The sequence below is a fragment of the Pseudomonas sp. P105 genome, from assembly GCF_032614175.1.
Taxonomy (GTDB): Bacteria; Pseudomonadota; Gammaproteobacteria; order Pseudomonadales; family Pseudomonadaceae; genus Aquipseudomonas; species Aquipseudomonas rhizophila.
The window spans coordinates 1110664-1129820 of record NZ_CP126693.1 but is presented as its reverse complement, the minus strand read 5'-3'; the positions used below and the strand labels follow the sequence as shown (position 1 = coordinate 1129820).

At 55.2% G+C, this 19157-nt stretch carries 21 protein-coding genes and 1 tRNA gene; 7 read left to right on the top strand and 15 right to left on the bottom strand.

The genetic code is table 11. From position 1 onward, the window contains the following. Positions 1 to 10: 10 nt before the first annotated feature. From iscU to trmJ, 5 genes are all read right to left on the bottom strand, one after another. Positions 11 to 397 carry a Fe-S cluster assembly scaffold IscU gene (gene iscU, locus QOM08_RS04990; protein ID WP_003185157.1) on the bottom strand — a complete coding sequence of 129 codons (387 nt, stop codon included), beginning with the start codon at positions 395 to 397 and terminating at the stop codon, positions 11 to 13. 43 nt (positions 398 to 440) lie between these two features. Further along, positions 441 to 1655, bottom strand: coding sequence for an IscS subfamily cysteine desulfurase (locus QOM08_RS04985; RefSeq protein WP_305467486.1), 1215 nt, complete (start codon positions 1653 to 1655; stop codon positions 441 to 443). Between the two features lie 50 nt (positions 1656 to 1705). Further along, a complete protein-coding gene (iscR, locus tag QOM08_RS04980) occupies positions 1706 to 2197 on the bottom strand; it encodes a Fe-S cluster assembly transcriptional regulator IscR (RefSeq protein ID WP_047227469.1) in 492 nt (163 codons plus the stop codon). A gap of 267 nt (positions 2198 to 2464) precedes the next feature. Continuing rightward, positions 2465 to 3241: a serine O-acetyltransferase gene (gene cysE, locus QOM08_RS04975; RefSeq protein WP_047227468.1), complete on the bottom strand. Its 777-nt coding sequence runs from the start codon at positions 3239 to 3241 to the stop codon at positions 2465 to 2467. A gap of 2 nt (positions 3242 to 3243) precedes the next feature. Beyond that, positions 3244 to 4014, bottom strand: coding sequence for a tRNA (cytosine(32)/uridine(32)-2'-O)-methyltransferase TrmJ (trmJ, locus tag QOM08_RS04970; protein WP_047227467.1), 771 nt, complete (start codon positions 4012 to 4014; stop codon positions 3244 to 3246). Between the two features lie 144 nt (positions 4015 to 4158). Between trmJ and suhB the strand changes: the two genes are divergently transcribed. Beyond that, the gene (gene suhB / locus QOM08_RS04965) at positions 4159 to 4977 is read left to right on the top strand and encodes an inositol-phosphate phosphatase (RefSeq protein WP_003185165.1); all 819 of its coding nucleotides are present in this window, start codon (positions 4159 to 4161) and stop codon (positions 4975 to 4977) included. Positions 4978 to 5396: 419 nt separating this feature from the next. Here suhB and QOM08_RS04960 read toward each other — a convergent pair whose 3' ends face one another. The 6 genes from QOM08_RS04960 to queA form a co-directional block, all read right to left on the bottom strand. Beyond that, a complete protein-coding gene (locus tag QOM08_RS04960; protein WP_047227466.1) occupies positions 5397 to 5945 on the bottom strand; it encodes a glycine zipper 2TM domain-containing protein in 549 nt (182 codons plus the stop codon). A gap of 116 nt (positions 5946 to 6061) precedes the next feature. Continuing rightward, the gene (gene secF / locus QOM08_RS04955) at positions 6062 to 6976 is read right to left on the bottom strand and encodes a protein translocase subunit SecF (protein ID WP_188251294.1); all 915 of its coding nucleotides are present in this window, start codon (positions 6974 to 6976) and stop codon (positions 6062 to 6064) included. 9 nt (positions 6977 to 6985) lie between these two features. Further along, complete coding sequence (gene secD, locus QOM08_RS04950; protein WP_188251295.1) at positions 6986 to 8854, bottom strand: protein translocase subunit SecD; 1869 nt, start codon at positions 8852 to 8854, stop codon at positions 6986 to 6988. Between the two features lie 63 nt (positions 8855 to 8917). Beyond that, complete coding sequence (gene yajC, locus QOM08_RS04945) at positions 8918 to 9253, bottom strand: preprotein translocase subunit YajC (RefSeq protein ID WP_007956696.1); 336 nt, start codon at positions 9251 to 9253, stop codon at positions 8918 to 8920. 43 nt (positions 9254 to 9296) lie between these two features. Then, complete coding sequence (gene tgt, locus QOM08_RS04940) at positions 9297 to 10412, bottom strand: tRNA guanosine(34) transglycosylase Tgt (RefSeq protein WP_160891620.1); 1116 nt, start codon at positions 10410 to 10412, stop codon at positions 9297 to 9299. A 14-nt stretch (positions 10413 to 10426) separates the two neighbouring features. Beyond that, positions 10427 to 11476, bottom strand: a complete 1050-nt coding sequence (gene queA, locus QOM08_RS04935) for a tRNA preQ1(34) S-adenosylmethionine ribosyltransferase-isomerase QueA (protein WP_025211994.1) — start codon at positions 11474 to 11476, stop codon at positions 10427 to 10429. A gap of 108 nt (positions 11477 to 11584) precedes the next feature. On the opposite strand from queA, the gene QOM08_RS04930 reads away from it, so the two are divergent. From QOM08_RS04930 to QOM08_RS04920, 3 genes are all read left to right on the top strand, one after another. After that, positions 11585 to 11669 (top strand) — tRNA-Leu (locus QOM08_RS04930). A 391-nt stretch (positions 11670 to 12060) separates the two neighbouring features. After that, positions 12061 to 12390, top strand: coding sequence for a hypothetical protein (locus tag QOM08_RS04925; RefSeq protein WP_173407362.1), 330 nt, complete (start codon positions 12061 to 12063; stop codon positions 12388 to 12390). A gap of 310 nt (positions 12391 to 12700) precedes the next feature. Continuing rightward, positions 12701 to 13027, top strand: a complete 327-nt coding sequence (locus QOM08_RS04920) for a histone-like nucleoid-structuring protein, MvaT/MvaU family (protein WP_316912642.1) — start codon at positions 12701 to 12703, stop codon at positions 13025 to 13027. 144 nt (positions 13028 to 13171) lie between these two features. Here QOM08_RS04920 and QOM08_RS04915 read toward each other — a convergent pair whose 3' ends face one another. The 4 genes from QOM08_RS04915 to QOM08_RS04900 are packed head-to-tail and all read right to left on the bottom strand — an operon-like array spanning position 13172 to position 15725. Continuing rightward, positions 13172 to 13846: a hypothetical protein gene (locus QOM08_RS04915; RefSeq protein WP_316912641.1), complete on the bottom strand. Its 675-nt coding sequence runs from the start codon at positions 13844 to 13846 to the stop codon at positions 13172 to 13174. Next, positions 13834 to 14283: a hypothetical protein gene (locus QOM08_RS04910; RefSeq protein ID WP_316912640.1), complete on the bottom strand. Its 450-nt coding sequence runs from the start codon at positions 14281 to 14283 to the stop codon at positions 13834 to 13836. Before QOM08_RS04910 ends, QOM08_RS04915 begins: the two co-directional genes overlap by 13 nt. Before the next feature lie 57 nt (positions 14284 to 14340). After that, entirely contained in the window at positions 14341 to 14991 is a 651-nt protein-coding gene (locus QOM08_RS04905; protein WP_316912639.1) for a hypothetical protein, read from the bottom strand. A gap of 29 nt (positions 14992 to 15020) precedes the next feature. Beyond that, the gene (locus QOM08_RS04900; protein WP_316912638.1) at positions 15021 to 15725 is read right to left on the bottom strand and encodes a hypothetical protein; all 705 of its coding nucleotides are present in this window, start codon (positions 15723 to 15725) and stop codon (positions 15021 to 15023) included. 81 nt (positions 15726 to 15806) lie between these two features. On the opposite strand from QOM08_RS04900, the gene QOM08_RS04895 reads away from it, so the two are divergent. The 3 genes from QOM08_RS04895 to QOM08_RS04885 are packed head-to-tail and all read left to right on the top strand — an operon-like array spanning position 15807 to position 19095. Next, positions 15807 to 16979: a CBASS cGAMP synthase gene (locus QOM08_RS04895; RefSeq protein ID WP_316912637.1), complete on the top strand. Its 1173-nt coding sequence runs from the start codon at positions 15807 to 15809 to the stop codon at positions 16977 to 16979. Between the two features lie 2 nt (positions 16980 to 16981). Next, positions 16982 to 18652: a ThiF family adenylyltransferase gene (locus QOM08_RS04890; RefSeq protein WP_316912636.1), complete on the top strand. Its 1671-nt coding sequence runs from the start codon at positions 16982 to 16984 to the stop codon at positions 18650 to 18652. After that, positions 18634 to 19095 (top strand): Mov34/MPN/PAD-1 family protein, encoded by a 462-nt coding sequence (locus QOM08_RS04885; RefSeq protein WP_316912635.1) that lies wholly within the window; start codon positions 18634 to 18636, stop codon positions 19093 to 19095. The genes QOM08_RS04890 and QOM08_RS04885 overlap by 19 nt, the downstream gene beginning before the upstream one ends. Positions 19096 to 19157 lie beyond the last annotated feature (62 nt).

The following is a 19157-nucleotide window of genomic DNA, read 5'->3' as shown; positions in this document are numbered from 1 at the left end:
TGTGCGCGGATCAGATCAAGCCTTTCTTCTGCTTGTAATCGCGAACGGCAGCCTTGATGGCGTCCTCGGCGAGTACCGAGCAGTGGATCTTCACTGGCGGCAGGGCCAGTTCTTCGGCCAGCTGAGTGTTCTTGATGGTTTCAGCCTCATCAAGGGTCTTGCCCTTCATCCACTCGGTGGCCAGGGAGCTGGACGCAATGGCCGAACCGCAGCCGTAGGTCTTGAACTTGGCGTCTTCGATGATGCCTTGCTCGTTGACCTTGATCTGCAGACGCATGACGTCGCCGCACGCTGGGGCGCCGACCATGCCGGTGCCAACATCAGGATCCTGCGCGTCCATCTTGCCGACGTTGCGCGGGTTTTCGTAGTGGTCGATGACCTTTTCGCTATATGCCATTTGCTTCAATCCTCATCAGTGAGCCGCTCTGGTGGCGACTTCTTCAGTGCGCCGCCCACTCGATTTTCGAGATGTCGACGCCGTCTTTATACATGTCCCACAGCGGCGACAGAGCGCGCAGCTTGGTAACGGCCTCGCAGACTTTCTGCGCGGCGTAATCGATTTCTTCTTCGGTGGTGAAGCGGCCGAAGGTGAAGCGGATCGAGCTGTGAGCCAGTTCGTCGTTGCGGCCCAGGGCGCGCAGTACGTACGAAGGCTCAAGGGACGCCGAGGTGCATGCCGAACCGGACGACACGGCCAGATCCTTGAGCGCCATGATCAGCGACTCGCCTTCAACGTAGTTGAAGCTCAGGTTCAGGTTGTGCGGTACACGGGCAATCATGCTGCCGTTGACGTAAAGCTCCTCGAGGTGCTCGACCTGCTTGAAGAAGCGGTCGCTCAGGGCCTTGATGCGTACGTTCTCGGCGGCCATGTCTTCCTTGGCCACACGGAAGGCTTCGCCCATGCCGACGATCTGGTGGGTCGCCAGGGTGCCGGAACGCATGCCACGCTCGTGACCGCCGCCGTGCATGGTCGCTTCAAGGCGAACACGCGGCTTGCGGCTCACGTACAGCGCGCCGATGCCTTTAGGGCCGTAGGTCTTGTGGGCAGAGAACGACATCAGGTCGACTTTGAGCTTCGACAGGTCAATGTCGACCTTGCCGGTGGACTGCGCGCCGTCGACGTGGAACAGGACGCCCTTGGAGCGGGTCAGCTCGCCGATGGCCTCGATGTCGTTGACGGTGCCGATTTCGTTGTTCACATGCATGATCGAAACCAGGATGGTGTCGTCGCGCAGTGCGGCTTCCACCATGGCCGGGGTGATGATGCCGTCTTCACCTGGCTCGATGTAGGTGACTTCGAAGCCTTCACGCTCCAGTTGGCGCATGGTGTCCAGGACAGCCTTGTGCTCGATCTTGGAGGTGATCAGGTGCTTGCCCTTGGTGTGATAGAAGTGCGCGACACCCTTGATTGCCAGGTTGTCGGACTCAGTAGCACCAGAGGTCCAGACGATTTCACGCGGGTCGGCATTGACCAGGTCAGCGACCTGGCGGCGGGCGTTTTCGACCGACTCTTCGGCTTTCCAGCCGAACACGTGGGAGCGGGACGCCGGGTTACCGAAGTTTCCGTCGACCAGCAGGCATTCACTCATCTTTTGCGCGACACGCGGATCAACCGGGGTGGTCGCAGAGTAATCAAGGTAAATCGGCAATTTCATGGACTTTCTCCTAAATCAGGCTGGCTGGCGTTCCGCTTGCTCTGCGGCGGTCATTCGACGGCGGACGCTTCAATCTTGTCCAGGTGCGGCGTCTTGCCATTGCAACGACGCTGGTCCTGACGCTGGGCTACTTCCTGCACCTCGCGACGAGTTACAAGGTCAGCCAAGCTGATACCGCTAAGAAATTCGTGGATCTGCAGGCTCAAGTCACACCACAAGTGGTGGGTCAGGCAAGTATCGCCGCCATGGCAGTCGCCAAGGCCCTGGCATTTGGTCGCATCGACCGATTCGTTCACCGCGTCGATCACCTGGGCAACCTGGATGCCCTGCATGTCGCGTGACAGCTGATAACCGCCGCCGGGGCCGCGCACACTGGAAACCAGGTTACTGCGGCGCAGCTTGGCGAACAGCTGTTCAAGGTAAGACAGGGAAATGCCCTGGCGCTCGGAGATATCGGCCAGGGACACCGGCCCGTGCTGCGCATGCAATGCCAAATCCAGCATCGCGGTCACGGCGTATCGGCCTTTTGTAGTCAGTCGCATGGACAATTACCACGGAGTTCGGAATGGGGCGAGTATGCAATTCCCGAGTATTTAAGTCAAGTATAAGACCTAGTGCTTTACTCAGGTTTACCCGCAAAAGAGCGCGCGCATCATAGCAAAGGCTGGCCAGTGGCGACCAGCGATACCGCGTTATCGCTCATCGCGAGTAGGCTCGCTCCCACAGGGGGTCTTGGGTGGCTGCACGATTTGTGTACACCACAGATCCAATGTGGGAGCGAGCCTGCTCGCGAAGGGGCCTACAGGATTTCAGCCCGCCTGACTCTGATCCTTATCCTTCACACACGCAAAATCCTCCTCGCGCAGTTCAGGCAGGTCCTTGGCGCAGTAATTACTGCCCAGGTCCTTCAGGGCGCCGCACATGCCCTCCAGGCGCCCATCGACGGCCTGCAGGTGATCGAGCAACTGGTTGATCGCACGGGCGACCGGGTCGGGCATGTCTTCGCCGACACCGTAGGCATCGAAGCCGATCTTCTCGGCCATGGCCTTGCGGCGGGCGTCCTGCTCGTCATCGGTCTTGACGATGATCCGCCCCGGAATGCCCACCACGGTTGCACCGGCCGGCACAGCCTTGGTCACCACCGCATTGGAGCCGACTTTCGCCCCCGCCCCCACCGTGAACGGCCCGAGCACCTTGGCACCGGCGCCAACCACCACGCCGTCTTCCAGCGTCGGGTGGCGCTTGCCTTTGTTCCAGCTGGTGCCGCCGAGGGTCACGCCCTGGTAGAGCGTCACGTCATCGCCGATCTCGGCGGTTTCACCAATGACAATGCCCATGCCGTGGTCGATGAAGAACCGGCGACCGACCTTGGCGCCCGGGTGGATCTCGATCCCGGTCAACCAGCGTCCGAAGTTGGAGACAACTCGAGCCAACCACTTCCAGCCCATGCCCCACAAGGCACTCGACAGGCGATGGATCCAGATGGCGTGCATGCCCGGGTAGCAGGTCAGCACTTCAAAGGCATTGCGCGCCGCCGGGTCACGATGGAAAACGCTTTGGATATCTTCACGCAAACGATCGAACATCTTTATTCCTTCCGCTTAATCAGCTCGCCACGGGCCGCTTTCTGGGTTTCCGTGAGGATGCCGCGCAATATATTCATCTCCGCCCGGCTGACCGAGCTTCGTCCGTACAACCGACGCAGGCGCGCCATCAAGTGCCGGGGCTTGTCCGGGTCGAGAAACTCGATGTCCACCAGGGTCTGCTCCAGGTGTTCATAGAGCCGCTCCAGCTCGTCCATGGTCGCCAGTGTCTCACTGCGCGGCGACGTGGCCTCGAATTTTTCCACCTTGCTGGGCTTGCCTTCGGCTGCCAGCCAGGCCATGCGCACTTCATAACTCAACACCTGCACCGCCGCCCCGAGGTTCAGGGAACTGAACTGCGGGTCGGAAGGGATATGCACGTGAAAGTGACATCGCTGCAGCTCTTCGTTGGTCAGGCCGGAATCTTCACGGCCAAACACGAGGGCGATCTCAGCACCCTGCCCGGCTTCCTCGACCACTTTCGTTCCGCATTCGCGGGGGTCGAGCAGCGGCCAGGGGATACGGCGGTCGCGGGCGCTGGTGCCGAGCACCAGGTTGCAGCCCACCAGGGCGTCTTCCAGGGTGGCGACCACTTGGGCGGCTGCCAGGATGTCACCGGCGCCGGAAGCCCGGGCGTCGGCTTCGTGATGGGGAAACGAGCGTGGCTCGACCAGCACCAGCCGCGACAGGCCCATGTTCTTCATGGCCCGCGCAGCCCCGCCGATATTTCCCGGATGGCTGGTATTGACCAGGACGACACGAATGTTCTGCAACAAGGGAGGCGCTCTCGAACACGATAAAGGGAGCAAATCTTACCTAAGCACCTACCGTTAAGCTATGAAAGCGAACACCAACCTTCTCCTGGGAAAACTTTCTGATAGAATGCGCGGCTTTCTTTAACAACCTTAGGTGACACATCCATGCAGCCCATGCTGAATATCGCGCTGCGCGCCGCCCGCAGCGCCAGTGAACTGATCTTCCGCTCCATCGAGCGCCTGGATACCATCAAGGTCGATGAAAAAGACGCGAAGGACTACGTGTCCGAGGTTGATCGCGCCGCCGAACAGAAAATCGTCGACGCACTGCGCAAGGCTTACCCGAACCACTCGATCCTGGGTGAAGAGACCGGCATGCACGCCGGCACCGGCATCGAAGGTGAAGAGTACCTGTGGATCATCGATCCGCTGGACGGCACCACCAACTTCCTGCGCGGCATCCCTCATTTCGCTGTCAGCATCGCCTGCAAATACCGTGGTCGCCTGGAACACGCCGTCGTGCTGGACCCGGTTCGCCAGGAAGAATTCACCGCCAGCCGTGGCCGTGGCGCCCAGCTGAACGGTCGTCGCCTGCGCGTCAGCGGCCGCACCAGCCTGGACGGCGCCCTGCTGGGCACTGGCTTCCCGTTCCGCGATGACCAGATGGACAACCTGGACAACTACCTGGGCATGTTCCGCGCCCTGGTCGGCCAGACCGCCGGCATCCGCCGCGCGGGCGCCGCGAGCCTGGACCTGGCATATGTCGCCGCCGGCCGTTTCGATGCATTCTGGGAGTCGGGCCTGTCCGAATGGGACATGGCAGCAGGCGCCCTGCTGATCCAGGAAGCCGGTGGTTTGGTGAGCGACTTCACCGGCGGCCACGACTTCCTTGAAAAAGGCCACATCGTTGCCGGCAACACCAAATGCTTCAAGGCCGTACTCACCGCTATCCAGCCGCACCTGCCGGCTTCGCTGAAGCGCTAAGCAGCTCGGCTACAGAAAAAGCACCTTTCGGGGTGCTTTTTTTATGCCTGGGTTTCCGACATACCCCCCATTACCAACCAGAGCAAAGCCTATGAGAGCTAAGCCTGCTGGAGCAAAACCTGTGGGAGCAAAGCTTGCTCGCGATAACTGAGGCACATCCGACATGGATGCAAGCTGACCCACCGCTATCGCGAGCAAGCTCGCTCCCACAGGAGCCTGGGTCGGATACAAGATTTGTGTCCACTGGAGATCCAGTGTGGGAGCGAGCTTGCTCGCGATGACTGAGGCACATTCAACATAGATGCATGCTGAACCACCGCTATCGCGAGCAGGCTCGCTCCCACAGGGGATGGGTGGTGGGCCATAGAATGCGGGCGTAAAAAAAGCACCCCGAAGGGTGCTTCTTCATAACCGCTGGATCACTGAGCCGGTTCGTTCTGACCCAGGATCAGTTGGCCTTCCTTGTTCACCGGGATCTGGTTGCCCGGGTCGCGGTCCATGCGGACTTTGCCTTCCTTGCCATCAAGCATGTAGCGAACGTCATAACCTACAACCTTGTCGCTGATGTCGTTGACCGTGTTGCAGCGAGTTTGGGTGGTGGTGTAGGTGTCGCGCTCCTGCATGCCTTCCTGAATCTTGTTACCGGCATAACCGCCGCCGGCCGCACCCGCCACGGTGGCGATTTTCTTGCCGGTGCCGCCGCCGATCTGGTTACCCAACAGGCCACCGGCCACGGCGCCCAATACGGTACCGGCGATCTGGTGTTGATCCTGGACCGGCTTCTGCCGGGTCACGGTGACGTCCTTGCACACTTCACGGGGGGTCTTGATTTGTGTTTTAACCGGGTCCACGGCCAATACTTGCGCATACTCAGGGCCGCTTTTGACCAAGCTGTAGGTGGCTACCGCACCACCGGCAGTCACACCGACAGCACCCAATACCGCACCAACCAGCATCGATTTGTTCACTTGAACCTCCTGACCATCACATGCGGATTTATCCGCGCTTCTCCCAGCCTTGGAGCACAAAAAAAGGCGCGAGTTCAACTCGCGCCTTTCAGGCCGTGACGGACGGAGACCAAACCTTACGGTCGGTCGTCCACTTCCGTATCTGTGGCCACCGGAGGAATCAGATCCTCGGTGCTCAGGTTCAGCCAGATCAGCACCACGTTGGCGATGTAGATCGACGAGTAAGTACCCGCCAATACACCAATGAACAGCGCAATGGAGAAGCCGAACAGGTTGTCGCCACCGAAAATCAGCAGCGCGCCGATCGCCAGCAACGTGGAGATCGACGTCGCCATGGTCCGCAGCAGGGTCTGGGTGGTCGAGATGTTGATGTTCTCGATCAGCGTCGCCTTGCGCAGCACACGGAAGTTTTCACGCACCCGGTCGAACACCACAATGGTGTCGTTGAGCGAGTAACCGATGATCGCCAGCACCGCCGCCAACACCGTCAAATCGAAGGTGATCTGGAAGAACGACAGGATGCCCACAGTCACGATCACGTCGTGGATCAGCGAGACAATCGCGCCGACCGCGAACTTCCACTGAAAGCGGAAAGCCAGGTACAGCAGGATCCCGCCCAGCGCCATCAGCATGCCGAGGCCGCCCTGGTCGCGCAGCTCTTCACCCACCTGCGGGCCGACATACTCGACACGCTTGACCTGCGCCGGGTTGTCGCCACCAGCCTTCTGCAAGGCCTCGGCCACTTGCTGACCCAGTTGCGGGTCTTCACCCGGCATCCGCACCAGCAGGTCTGTGGTCGCGCCAAAGCTCTGCACCACAGCGTCGGTGTAACCCGAGGTCATCAGTTGCTCGCGCACCTTGGTGACATCGGCCGGACGCTCGTAGGTCAGCTCGATCAGCGTACCGCCGGTGAAATCCAGGCCGTAGTTCAGGCCCTTGCTGAACCAGCTGAACAACGCCAGCAAGGTCAGCAATACAGTGACGCCGAACGCAACGTTGCGAACGCCCATGAAGTTGATTGTACGTAACATGGCAGCCCCTTAAATCCACAACTTCTTGAAGTCACGGCCACCATAAATCAGGTTGACCATTGCACGGGTCACCAGAATGGCTGTGAACATCGAGGTAAAGATCCCGAGGGACATGGTCACTGCGAAGCCCTTCACCGGACCGGTGCCCATGGCGAAGAGAATCCCGCCCACCAGCAAGGTGGTCAGGTTGGCGTCGATAATCGCAGTAAATGCCCGGCCGAAGCCTTCGTTGATTGCCCGCTGGACCGACATACCCGCAGCAATCTCTTCACGAATCCGCGAGAAGATCAGCACGTTGGCGTCCACCGCCATACCCATGGTCAACACGATACCGGCAATACCCGGCAGGGTCAGCGTAGCCCCCAGCAGCGACATCAGCGCCAGCAGCAGCACCATGTTCACCGCCAGCGCAACCGTGGCGATCAGGCCGAAGAAGCGGTAGATGGCGATGATGAACAGCGAGACAAACAGCATGCCCCACAGCGATGCATCGACACCCTTGGCAATGTTGTCGGCACCCAGGCTCGGGCCAATGGTGCGCTCTTCAGCGAAGTACATCGGCGCAGCCAGACCACCGGCACGCAGCAGCAGGGCCAGTTCCGAGGATTCACCCTGGCCATTGAGGCCGGTGATGCGGAACTGGCTGCCCAGCGGCGACTGGATGGTCGCCAGGCTGATGATCTTTTTCTCTTCCTTGAACGTCTGGATCGGTACGTCTTTCTCGACACCGTTGACCACTTGCTTGGTGTAAGTGGTGGTCGGCTTCTGCTCGATGAAGATCACCGCCATGCTGCGACCGACGTTACTGCGCGTGGCGCGGCTCATCAGTTCGCCGCCGTGGCCGTCGAGGCGAATGTTTACCTGTGGGCGACCCTGCTCGTCGAAGCCCGCCTGGGCGTCGGTCACCTGGTCACCGGTGATGATCAGGCCGCGCTCGATCTGCGCCGCCGGACGACCGCCTTCACGGAACTCGAAGCTCTCGGTAGTGGCTCGGGAAGCACCCGGTTCGGCCGCGAGACGGAATTCCAGGTTGGCGGTCTTGCCGAGGATACGCTTGGCTTCGGCAGTGTCCTGCACGCCCGGCAGCTCAACCACGATGCGGTTGGCGCCCTGGCGCTGCACGATCGGCTCGGCCACACCCAGCTCGTTGACCCGGTTACGCACCGTGGTCAAGTTCTGCTTGATGGAGTATTCGCGGATTTCCGCCAGCTTGGCCGGGGTCATCGCCAGACGCAGCACCGGCTGACCATTGAGGTCGGCTGGCACAATGTCGAAATCGTTGAAGTTCTTGCGGATCAGCGCACGGGCCTTCTCGCGTACATCTTCGTCAGTGAAACCCAGCTGAATGGCACCGTCGAGCTGCGGCAGGCTGCGATAGCGCAGACGCTCTTTACGCAACAGGCTCTTGACGTCGCCTTCGTAGACTTTCAAGCGTGCATCCAGCGCCTTGTCCATGTCCACTTCCAGCAGGAAGTGCACACCACCGGACAAGTCCAGACCCAGCTTCATCGGATGCGCGCCGAGGTTGCGCAGCCATTGCGGGGTGGTCTGGGCCAGGTTCAGGGCCACGACATAGTCGTCACCGAGGGCCTTGCGCACCACGTCCTTGGCCGGCAGTTGGTCTTCAGCCTTGAGCAGACGCAACAAACCGCCCTTGCCACCTTCGGCAACGGTCGCGGCCTTCACGTCGATACCGGAGGCCTTGAGCGCAGCGCTCGCACGGTCCAGATCAGCCTGAGTGACCTGCAAGGCAGTGCTTGCGCCACTGACCTGAATGGCCGGGTCATCAGGATAAAGATTGGGAGCGGAATAAATCAGACCGACCGCCAGCACCGCCAGGATCAGTAAATATTTCCACAGAGGGTATTTGTTCAGCATCACGCCGCCCGCTTATGACGCGGGGCGCCTTGCGCGCCCCGTCGATTGAATAGAAGTTGTTACTTAGATCGCTTTCAGCGTGCCTTTTGGCAGCGTGGCCGCGATGGCGCCCTTCTGGAATTTCATTTCAACGGTGTCGGACACTTCCAGTACCACGAAGTCATCGGCCACTTTGGTGATCTTGCCAGCGATGCCGCCGGTGGTGACCACTTCGTCGCCCTTTTGCAGGCTGCTGAGCAGGTTCTTCTGCTCTTTGGCACGCTTGGCCTGTGGACGCCAGATCATCAGGTAGAAGATGACCAGAAAGCCAACCAGGAAAATCCACTCGAAACCGCCACCCATTGGCGCTGCTGCAGGGGCAGCGGCATCAGCCATGGCATTAGAGATAAAAAAGCTCATTTAGCACTCCAGTTGCAAGTATTGAATCTTAGGATCGGAAAACTCAGTCCAAGGGCGGAACAGGCAACCCGCGCTTGGCATAGAAGGCATCGACAAAGGCGGCCAATGTACCCTGTTGAATAGCCTCGCGCAAACCAGCCATAAGCACCTGGTAATGGCGCAAATTGTGGATGGTATTCAACATGCTACCCAGCATTTCGCCGCACTTGTCCAAATGGTGCAGATAAGCACGGGAGAAGTTCTGGCAGGTGTAGCAATCGCAGGTCGGATCCAGCGGCGATTCATCATGGCGATGGAACGCGTTACGGATCTTCAGCACGCCTGTATCAATGAACAGATGCCCATTGCGGGCATTACGGGTTGGCATCACGCAATCGAACATGTCCACACCGCGGCGCACACCCTCAACCAGATCTTCCGGTTTGCCAACGCCCATAAGGTAACGAGGTTTGTCAGCCGGCATCTGGCCCGGCAGGTAATCGAGCACCTTGATCATTTCATGCTTGGGTTCGCCCACCGACAGACCGCCGATGGCCAGGCCGTCGAAGCCGATCTTGTCGAGGCCTTCGAGCGAGCGCATGCGCAAATCCTGGTGCATGCCGCCCTGGACGATGCCGAACAGCGCCGCCGTGTTCTCGCCATGGGCGTTCTTGGAGCGCTGGGCCCAGCGCAACGACAGCTCCATGGACACCCGCGCCACGTCTTCATCGGCCGGGTACGGCGTGCATTCGTCAAAGATCATCACGATGTCCGAGCCCAGGTCGCGCTGGACCTGCATCGACTCTTCCGGCCCCATGAACACCTTGGCGCCATCCACCGGAGAAGCGAAGGTCACACCCTCCTCCTTGATCTTGCGCATCGCCCCCAGGCTGAACACCTGGAAACCGCCGGAGTCGGTCAGAATCGGACCTTTCCATTGCATGAAATCGTGCAAGTCACCGTGAGCCTTGATCACCTCCATGCCCGGGCGCAGCCACAGGTGGAAAGTGTTGCCGAGGATGATCTCCGCGCCCGTGGCCACAATATCCCGAGGCAACATGCCCTTGACCGTGCCGTACGTGCCCACCGGCATGAACGCGGGGGTTTCCACCGTACCGCGGGGGAAGGTCAGACGACCGCGACGAGCCTTGCCATCGGTAGCAAGCAACTCGAAGGACATGCGACAGGTGCGACTCATACTGTTTCCTCGGGTCCGCGTGGCGCGGGGTTACGGGTGATGAACATCGCATCACCGTAGCTGAAAAAGCGGTATCCATGCTCGACAGCGGCCTTGTAGGCGGCCATGGCCTCGGGATAACCGGCGAACGCCGAAACCAGCATCAACAGCGTGGATTCGGGCAAATGAAAATTGGTGACCAGGGCATCAACCACATGAAACGGCCGGCCCGGGTAGATAAAGATGTCAGTGTCGCCACTGAACGGCTTGAGCACGCCATCGCGCGCAGCGCTTTCCAGAGACCGCACGCTGGTGGTCCCCACCGCCACCACCCGCCCACCGCGCGCGCGACAGGCCGCTACGGCATCGACCACTTCCTGGCTCACTTCGAGCCATTCGTTATGCATGTGGTGATCTTCGATACGCTCCACCCGCACCGGCTGGAACGTGCCGGCGCCGACGTGCAACGTCACGAACGCCGTCTCCACGCCCTTGGCGGCAATCGCCTCCAGCAGCGGCTGATCAAAATGCAGCCCCGCCGTCGGCGCCGCCACCGCCCCCAAGCGCTCGGCGTACACGGTCTGATAACGCTCGCGGTCCGAACCTTCGTCCGGGCGGTCTATATAAGGAGGCAACGGCATGTGCCCGACACGGTCGAGCAGCGGCAACACCTCTTCGGCAAATTCCAGCTCGAACAACGCATCATGCCGCGCCACCATCACCGCCTCACCGCCGCCGTCGATCAAAATCGACGAACCGGGCTTGGGCGACTTGCTCGACCGCACATGGGCCAGCACCCGATGACTGTCCAGCACCCGCTCCACCAGAATCTCCAGCTTGCCGCCGGAGGCCTTCTGGCCAAACAACCGCGCCGGAATCACCCGGGTATTGTTGAACACCATCAAATCGCCCGGGCGCAAATGCTCAAGCAAATCAGTGAATTGACGGTGAGCCATGGCACCGCTGACCCCGTCCAGGGTCAACAGTCGACTGGCGCGACGCTCGGCCAGAGGGTGGCGAGCGATCAGCGAATCAGGGAGTTCGAAGGTAAAGTCAGCAACACGCATGATGGGGTTCGTCTAGCAGGGCCGGAAAGTCTAGCGGAATTATCAAAAATTCACCATGAAACGTGATTGACCAACGGTAGGCACCTCTCTATACTTCGCCGCCATTGAGCCCTGATGGCGGAATTGGTAGACGCGGCGGATTCAAAATCCGTTTTCGAAAGGAGTGGGAGTTCGAGTCTCCCTCGGGGCACCATCTTAAAGAAAGACCTTGAAATTCAAGGTCTTTTTTTTCGCCTGTAGGAAAGTGGTTTTCCGCGGCTAACGCAGATCCCAACCAATCCCCCACCCGCTTTTGTGGTGGGGGGATAAGTCACCGCTCCCCTTTGTGGCGAGGGGATTTATCCCCGCTGGGCGGGGAAGCGGCCCCAGAACCCCCAACCTCATGGTGAGGAAGAGCCAGTGGTAAGGAAGAACCGGGGGGCAAGGAAGAACCCGTGGCGAGGGAGCTTGCTCCCGCTTGAGCGCGAAGCGCTCACAAAAATGTCACTGCCCCCACCGATGCTCAGAGTTGCCACTGCAAAGGCATAAACCATCAACCCAGCTCCACCTCACCCTACCCACCCAGTCACTAAGGATTTCACCCCATGGAATTGCTGCTGGAAACGGTCGCTCTTTACTCGCTCAAGCTGGCTTATGAGACGGAAGGCCACAGCCCGATTCTGCGGGATGATCCGTTGATGGGCAGTTGCGACCGTGAGGTTTTTGAGTTGTTGATACGGCGGGGCGATGTGGCTGGGATTCAAGGCGAAATCGGTCGATGCCTTGATTTAGCGTTGGGGGCGATTGGCGGAATGGATACTGTCCTGGGTCGAGAGCTGCATCGTCTGGCTGCGGATTTCAGCGCGGCGCAGAAAATGGACGACCTTTACGCTCCGCTCATCGCGCTTAACGGTTATGTGAAAGATATCCTATAAACCGCAGCGCTCGTTCCCACGCTCCGCGTGGTAACGCATCCCGCAACGCTCTGCGTTGCAGACTAAACAGGCAGAACACACTCCTACGCAGGTAAATCCATGGACGACATCATCGCAGCGATAGGCAGTTGGCTGACCGAAACCCATGAAGCGAAACGGCGGATGGTGAGCAACCTGGAAACGCTCTTCGGGATTGCCAGCGTGATCGCCGCGAAGGATCACGCTGCGAAACGTAAGGCGCTGATGACGCGAACGGAGCAGGCCTTGCCGGAGAAGGATCTTAAAGTAAATAAATCCGTCCCCTTTTCTCATGGCCGAGCAGCTCCAGGCTCTGGAAGCCCTGAAGGGCGATGCCGGCCTGAAGAAAGAAATCGAGTTCGAGACCAAGCTGCGCGGGCTGCTGGACCAATATGGCTTCAGCTTGAAGCACATCATCAACTTGCTGGACCCACAGAGCAGCAAGCGCCCTCAAATGTCGACTGAACCCCCCGGCACTCGTAAGCCTCGCCAGCTGAAGATTTACAAAAACCCGCACACAGGCGAAGTCGTAGAGACCAAAGGCGGTAATCACAAAACGTTGAAAGAGTGGAAAATCAAGCACGGCTCTGATGTCGTCGAAGGCTGGCTTAGTAAATAGATAACAAAGAGACAACTGAACCTTCGACGTTCCTCTGACAGCTAAGGCTATCACCAGACTGAGCTGGACTGGAACGTTGGAATTATAATAAGTTAGCTTTGAAACCCATAATATCTGCGATTAAAGCCAAGCCATCCACTAATCTCAACTTGCACTCCAATCGTGATCATTGCTCCACTCCCTCCGAACATCAGAAAAAGATGTAAAAGCCTTTGAAGTGGATGACACCTTCTTCATTTTTAACTCTCCATTACTTGGACTATTAGTCCAGTAACCACCTTTCAAAAGCTCGTTAGAAATGACATTCAGATCACCTACACCTTTGACCAGCCTAACCTCACCCTTATACGGACTACGGAGTTCGAATATATATGTCAGCCGAACTGAACCAGTCCGAGGATTACTGAGTATTGCCTCAACTTCCGAACTTCCACTTTGGAACGCAGAAAAACTCTGAAGAGAAAGCGTTAGATAGGTTTGCTTTATTACAAACACCATTTTAACCGGAGGCATTGATTCCCCAGGAACAACTTGATAATTTGAGACAAGCTCGCCAATCCAAACACCCTCGAGAACAGGACGACCTATCACTTCTGGCAAAATTGAAAACTTCCAACCCCACTTGCAGAAAATGAAGAACATCCCACTGGTCAAAGCAAACGAACTTGAGACCATTGAAAACAATCGTTGCCAACTTAATAAATCTTCAAAAAAAGCGAACCGAATCGCTAGCCAAGAAGAAAATATAGCCACTGTAGACCAAAATAATATCTTAACGAGAAGGCCGAGCTCTTTGGATGTTAACGTCAGATTTTCCAAGCCCTAACCTCTCCGCCTGTAAATATGTTTACTGCACCTTTAGAGTTAATGACAGCACAGCAAAACACGCAAGACAATCTAGATACAGCCTGTGCAGTAAAATATCTAGAGCCTACAGGCATCGAACCTTTGGCTGGAGACAAAATAAGCTCAGGTGAAGGACTTAAAAACTGACACATATGGGATAATGATCGACATTCAAAATCAATAAGATGAAACCCATCGTGCCATTCGCTCTGATAACTTGAGACCCCCACCAAGCACTCTACAATTTTTTCAATACCTGAAATTGGCAGCTCCACCCCCACTGGCAATACATCTCCCATCGAATAGGAAGGAAGAACCATCGGACTCGTATAGAAGACAATACCCAAGCCCGAAAAGTCGCTAACTCGCCTATCAACGAGTGTAGACAACAAATTATTAACCCACAACATGGATTATCCTGAGCCTAAAAAAAACATGTGTCATGATCCGCAATTCACCAATCAGAGTTATACCTTCTCAACTGCCGCAAGAGTCTTTCTAGTAAATTCCATTCTACCAAAAGTAGGCCGACCATGCCCATTGAAGTATTCACCACTACCGACTAATAAATTTTTATCAAACAATACATTGGCGCATCCTACATGACTACGTAGCTCCGGCTGATCTGCCCTTGGGTCATTTCTATAGTTATAAAGGAGGCGATACCCTTCTGCCTCATCATACAACAAAGCAGCAGCGATACTATTCGACCCAGACTGAGAAGTTTTTAGCCTGACGCGAATTTTATCCCACGTCTGGCAAATCGTGACATCTGCGCTCCACTCATATCGAACTTCCCCACTTTCACTTAGAGTTTTTCCATTGCAAGTCCATTCACCGGAGAGATCAGCGACCTTGAGCCACTTGGTTGCAAGGCTCCAACGCCATACAAACTTATCGAACAACATGTATAACACTGAGAAAACCACACCTGCACCGACCAATGACAGAGCAGTAGGTGGCAAATTAACAGCCATACCAAAAGTCGAAGCCAAATCCACTAAAGAAAGCAGCAAAAAAACGATAACTCCTGAAATAATGCTAGCGGCAGCTCCAATATAACGACCAATAAACGCTCGATTCACTCCACCCAGCAAAGCATATTCATGATTTAACATTTTACGGATTCCTTTCTAGGTAAAGTCAATCATTCGCTAGAGAGCTTTCTTAAGGTCAGCCTACCTGCTGTATTGCGTCCATTTCGCCAATTCCTCACAGTCCAATATACCCCTTCCATTACCAACACACTTCCGTCACAACGAACGTCAAGCTCAGCAGCGCCAGTATGGTGCGACTCATCGTCAGCGGCGGGTTTCTTCCTGTTTGATCTATAAACATAATACAACTTATGTGGCTCGCCACCATTACTACATACAGGTTTGCACATGACACTATGAGAACGCGTTACCTGCTCACCTTTTACTACCATGGATAGATCAATCGAACTCAGCGTCGATTTGATTAATACTTCGACCTGCAACAACTCTAGCCCCTCAGTTTCGATACACCAGGGATCTGTTGCATCAAAAATTCCACCTGCTGATTTTGCAGCGCTCTCAACTGCCAATTGAATATTGATGTTTGATTCGAGTGTTCCAACCCATCGACCCGACAAGTCTGGAAATGCGCCAGGGGAAGCTCGCTCATACAGTCTCCATGCTTTTTTAAAAACAAATGGAATACTACCGAGCAGGAATACAGTGGTAAAAACTCCAGTACCTATCTTCCAAAACAAAGAGACCGTCGCTATTCCCGCGCTCGTCTCGGCCATCCAAACCGCGAGAAAGAAAATCGCTATGGTGATGCCAAGCAACGTGTAGAAAAAGCGTTGCAACCCGAAAACTGAGTACATCCAACCCCCTTATGTTGTGTTGGACAGAAAGTGCCATCACAGCATATAGTGGATCCAACCTCCCCTCAAGGGTTCGCTCCTATGCCCACGTTCAACCTTCATAGCCTTTTTCGTAGCACCGTTTACGACGATACCTACCTCACCGAGTTGACGCTTGAAGAGGATGAACGGACCCAGATGCAGAGCGCACGCACGCGCATCCGCGATAGGTTGAGGACACGACTCCCCGGTGTTCTTCAGAAGGAGCTGCAGACGGACGAGAGGGTCCGTGCGCCCCGCTTTTTCACTCAGGGCTCTTGGGCATATAAAACGCTAAATTCTCCATGCCGAGCTCCTCAGCAAGCGGATTTGGACGACGGCACCTATCTCCCATTCAGCTACCTGGAACAAGAACCTCCGTCAGTGGTTAGCACTGCATTATTTAATAGTGTTGAAAAAGTTCTAAGGGAACTCGCTGATGATACGGATGGTTGGACTCTATATGACGACAACCCTAACTGTACTCGTATTGAGATCGCGCCTGATAAGCACATTGACGTTCCTGTATATAGTATCCCTGATGAGGAGTTCGAGAAGCTTCGCGAGGCTCGAGAATATATTCTGAAGGCCGGCATGGAGGCTTACGCTGCGGATCAAGCGCCTGAGGATGACAACTGGGACCTAATGCCTACCCATGGCGTTCTCATGGCAACAAAAAATCGAGGGTGGAGAGATAATGATCCCCGCCCTGTTAAGGATTGGGTGAACGGTGAAATCGCACTGAAGTCGGAACAACTTAGGCATATTATGCGCTACCTGAAAGGTTGGCGTGATCACCAGACTTGGACCAAAGGGGACCCTAAGTCCATTTTGCTCATGGTCGCTGCAGCAGAGGCTTATGACACACAAATATATGCTCGCGATGACTTAGCTCTGCTTGGAGTAGTGAGCAAACTTCCTGATATTTTATCTGGCAAGCTGATAAATCCGACAACACTGGATAAGTCCGATGAGGAACAAGAGGATCTCGCCAAGCGCCTAGATGAAGATGGCATTCGAGAAGAAGTCATCCAGCGCTTCAAAAACCTTGCATTGAAAATCCAGCAAGCTATTCAGGGTTCTAGTTCCCCACAAGAGTCATGCGACCTGCTGATTTCGGAGTTTGGCACAAGATTTCCAAATGACGCTACTCGAGTTGTCGTAGAAACGGTCAAATCAGATTCGCCCGACAGAACACCTGTGATTCTTCCTGTGGGCAACAGGACATCAGCGTAAAGATGGACCTCAGTGACGTTCATCAAGCACTCCGGGGGCGGGGCTTCAAACTTGAAAGAAGCACTCCACTCCCCATCTATTCGGGCACTCTTTCTGCTGGAAAAACATCAGTCAGAGTTAGACTTTATATCCAAGACAAAACTTTAGTCTCCCTTCCATGGATTCAGTTATTGGGGCGCCCTGAAAATTTCCCCAAGGCTTGCGCACATATAAGTAGTGATGGGTTTCTATGCTACATCGGACGAGACCAAGCTTATTTACCGCGCGACCGACTAGGAGCTGGCGTCTTGGGATGCTTAGCTCTGGCAGAAAAGCTAATCATTAAAATTATCGACAACAAAACTCTTGAGGATACTCGCGACGAATTCCCGGTTTACTGGGATGGGCTCGACGTACTTCTAGACATACCTTTCAGTATAAAACCTGGCCTACACAAGAATGCTTGTATTGTCGAGCTTCCAAAGACGGATAATCGGGAAGAGATCATATGGATATTAGGGGAAGATAACTCTAGCTTCGCAGAGCGCTATAAACCTTGGGGGGCTAAAGACCTATTCTCCAATGTCCTACTGCGCATTGTCGACATAAAGTCTCCTCTTGGAGCGCTTCCGTTAAATTGGCCACCTCGAAATCTTAAGTTCTTATCTCTATGGTTAGCCTCTATAGATAATGATGCGCGCAACGGCGTCCTGGAATCCATCAAGGACGCCTTTCGAGCCAAGTCTAATAATGTGTTTATTCTTGTTCGCGCCATCAACACATCCTGTGCGATATTCCTCGATCTCAAGCTAGTTCGAAAACTACTAAAATCTTCAAGCCCTGATAGATTCATGCGCGCAGTGATAAAAGCCCATGCAGTTAACGTTCAGGTTACACGACTTACACCAATCCCTTCCGACCCTGAGTCTTGGATAAATAGAAACTTAATCGGCGATAGAACCAATCTTTCCGGAAAAAATATTGCTTTGATCGGTTGTGGCGCAGTTGGAGGTTTTTTAAGTGACTTACTGGCAAAACAAGGCGCAGGCTTTCTCGGAGGTAGACTTGTACTGATAGATCATGACCGTTTATCAGTTGGAAATCTCGGTCGGCACTACCTCGGATTCGGACAAGTTGGAGAGTTCAAGGCCAACGCCTTGGAACGTGAACTAGCCGGAAAGTATCCAGAAATAAATTTATCATCATCTACAACCCGCCTGAGGGAGACTTCCTCAATAAAACATTATGATCTCATTATCGACGCTACCGGAAATCAGGGATTATCACAGTTCTTGAGTGAAATAAAAATATCTACAGGTTTACCGCCGATAATTTATTCATGGGTATCCGGAGCAGGATGTGGAGCTCAGGCATACCTTATGGACGGCGACACTAATGCATGTCTCCACTGCCTAGATCATGCAACTCCAGGATCATCATTCTCGTTGATGCGAGTCGGTTATGAGCTTAACTACAAACATCTTGGTTCTTGCGGCGAGTGGCTAGTTCCTTTTTCTGTCCCTGCTGCCATTCATGCAGCTGGGCTTGCTGCTGAATTGGCAGTAGCTTGGGCGGGAGGAAAACCCAACCCCACACTCAGAAGTATTCTTATAGATTACGACGCCGGAAAAGTAGTTAAACCTATTTCACCAAAAAAAAGAGCACTGTGCCCAATATGCAATACAAAACCATGATGACAGAGGGCGGCACTTTAGTTATTTTACCGACGACATTAATCAATGAACTAGAGAAACAAAAACAATTAAACCCAAGAGACATGGAGTCAGGAGGAATAATAATCGGCAAGCGTCGCAGTTCCAATATGGAGGTAGTCGCAATAACCACCCCCCAACTCAAAGACAAGAGGTCTCGCTGCCGCTTTGATCGCAAGGAGTTTGGCCATGCCACTATCCTTGGCCAATATTGGAACCAGAGCAACGGGGAAGATAATTATTTAGGAGAGTGGCACACCCACCCCGAGGATTTCCCTACCCCATCACCTACCGACTTATCTACTTGGAAGGCTATGAGCAGCGAGCACGGCATCCCGCTTTTAGCTGTAATTATAGGTCGAGTTAAAAATTACTACACTATTGTGTCTAGATCTCAGTTTTACCGACTCAAAGAAATTGCATAAATCCATTTGCGGTTCTCCACCATGTCGATAATTTTATCGCATTACATCTGAAAACCGGCAGC

Excerpts from the sequence above, each read along its gene's own strand:
- iscU (WP_003185157.1), bottom strand. The coding sequence starts at position 397 with ATGGCATATAGCGAAAAGGTCATCGACCACTACGAAAACCCGCGCAAC.
- QOM08_RS04985 (WP_305467486.1), bottom strand. The coding sequence starts at position 1,655 with ATGAAATTGCCGATTTACCTTGATTACTCTGCGACCACCCCGGTTGAT.
- iscR (WP_047227469.1), bottom strand. The coding sequence starts at position 2,197 with ATGCGACTGACTACAAAAGGCCGATACGCCGTGACCGCGATGCTGGAT.
- cysE (WP_047227468.1), bottom strand. The coding sequence starts at position 3,241 with ATGTTCGATCGTTTGCGTGAAGATATCCAAAGCGTTTTCCATCGTGAC.
- suhB (WP_003185165.1), top strand. The coding sequence starts at position 4,159 with ATGCAGCCCATGCTGAATATCGCGCTGCGCGCCGCCCGCAGCGCCAGT.
- secF (WP_188251294.1), bottom strand. The coding sequence starts at position 6,976 with ATGTTACGTACAATCAACTTCATGGGCGTTCGCAACGTTGCGTTCGGC.
- secD (WP_188251295.1), bottom strand. The coding sequence starts at position 8,854 with ATGCTGAACAAATACCCTCTGTGGAAATATTTACTGATCCTGGCGGTG.
- yajC (WP_007956696.1), bottom strand. The coding sequence starts at position 9,253 with ATGAGCTTTTTTATCTCTAATGCCATGGCTGATGCCGCTGCCCCTGCA.
- tgt (WP_160891620.1), bottom strand. The coding sequence starts at position 10,412 with ATGTCCTTCGAGTTGCTTGCTACCGATGGCAAGGCTCGTCGCGGTCGT.
- queA (WP_025211994.1), bottom strand. The coding sequence starts at position 11,476 with ATGCGTGTTGCTGACTTTACCTTCGAACTCCCTGATTCGCTGATCGCT.
- QOM08_RS04925 (WP_173407362.1), top strand. The coding sequence starts at position 12,061 with ATGGAATTGCTGCTGGAAACGGTCGCTCTTTACTCGCTCAAGCTGGCT.
- QOM08_RS04920 (WP_316912642.1), top strand. The coding sequence starts at position 12,701 with ATGGCCGAGCAGCTCCAGGCTCTGGAAGCCCTGAAGGGCGATGCCGGC.
- QOM08_RS04910 (WP_316912640.1), bottom strand. The coding sequence starts at position 14,283 with ATGTTGTGGGTTAATAATTTGTTGTCTACACTCGTTGATAGGCGAGTT.
- QOM08_RS04905 (WP_316912639.1), bottom strand. The coding sequence starts at position 14,991 with ATGTTAAATCATGAATATGCTTTGCTGGGTGGAGTGAATCGAGCGTTT.
- QOM08_RS04900 (WP_316912638.1), bottom strand. The coding sequence starts at position 15,725 with ATGTACTCAGTTTTCGGGTTGCAACGCTTTTTCTACACGTTGCTTGGC.
- QOM08_RS04895 (WP_316912637.1), top strand. The coding sequence starts at position 15,807 with ATGCCCACGTTCAACCTTCATAGCCTTTTTCGTAGCACCGTTTACGAC.
- QOM08_RS04890 (WP_316912636.1), top strand. The coding sequence starts at position 16,982 with ATGGACCTCAGTGACGTTCATCAAGCACTCCGGGGGCGGGGCTTCAAA.
- QOM08_RS04885 (WP_316912635.1), top strand. The coding sequence starts at position 18,634 with ATGCAATACAAAACCATGATGACAGAGGGCGGCACTTTAGTTATTTTA.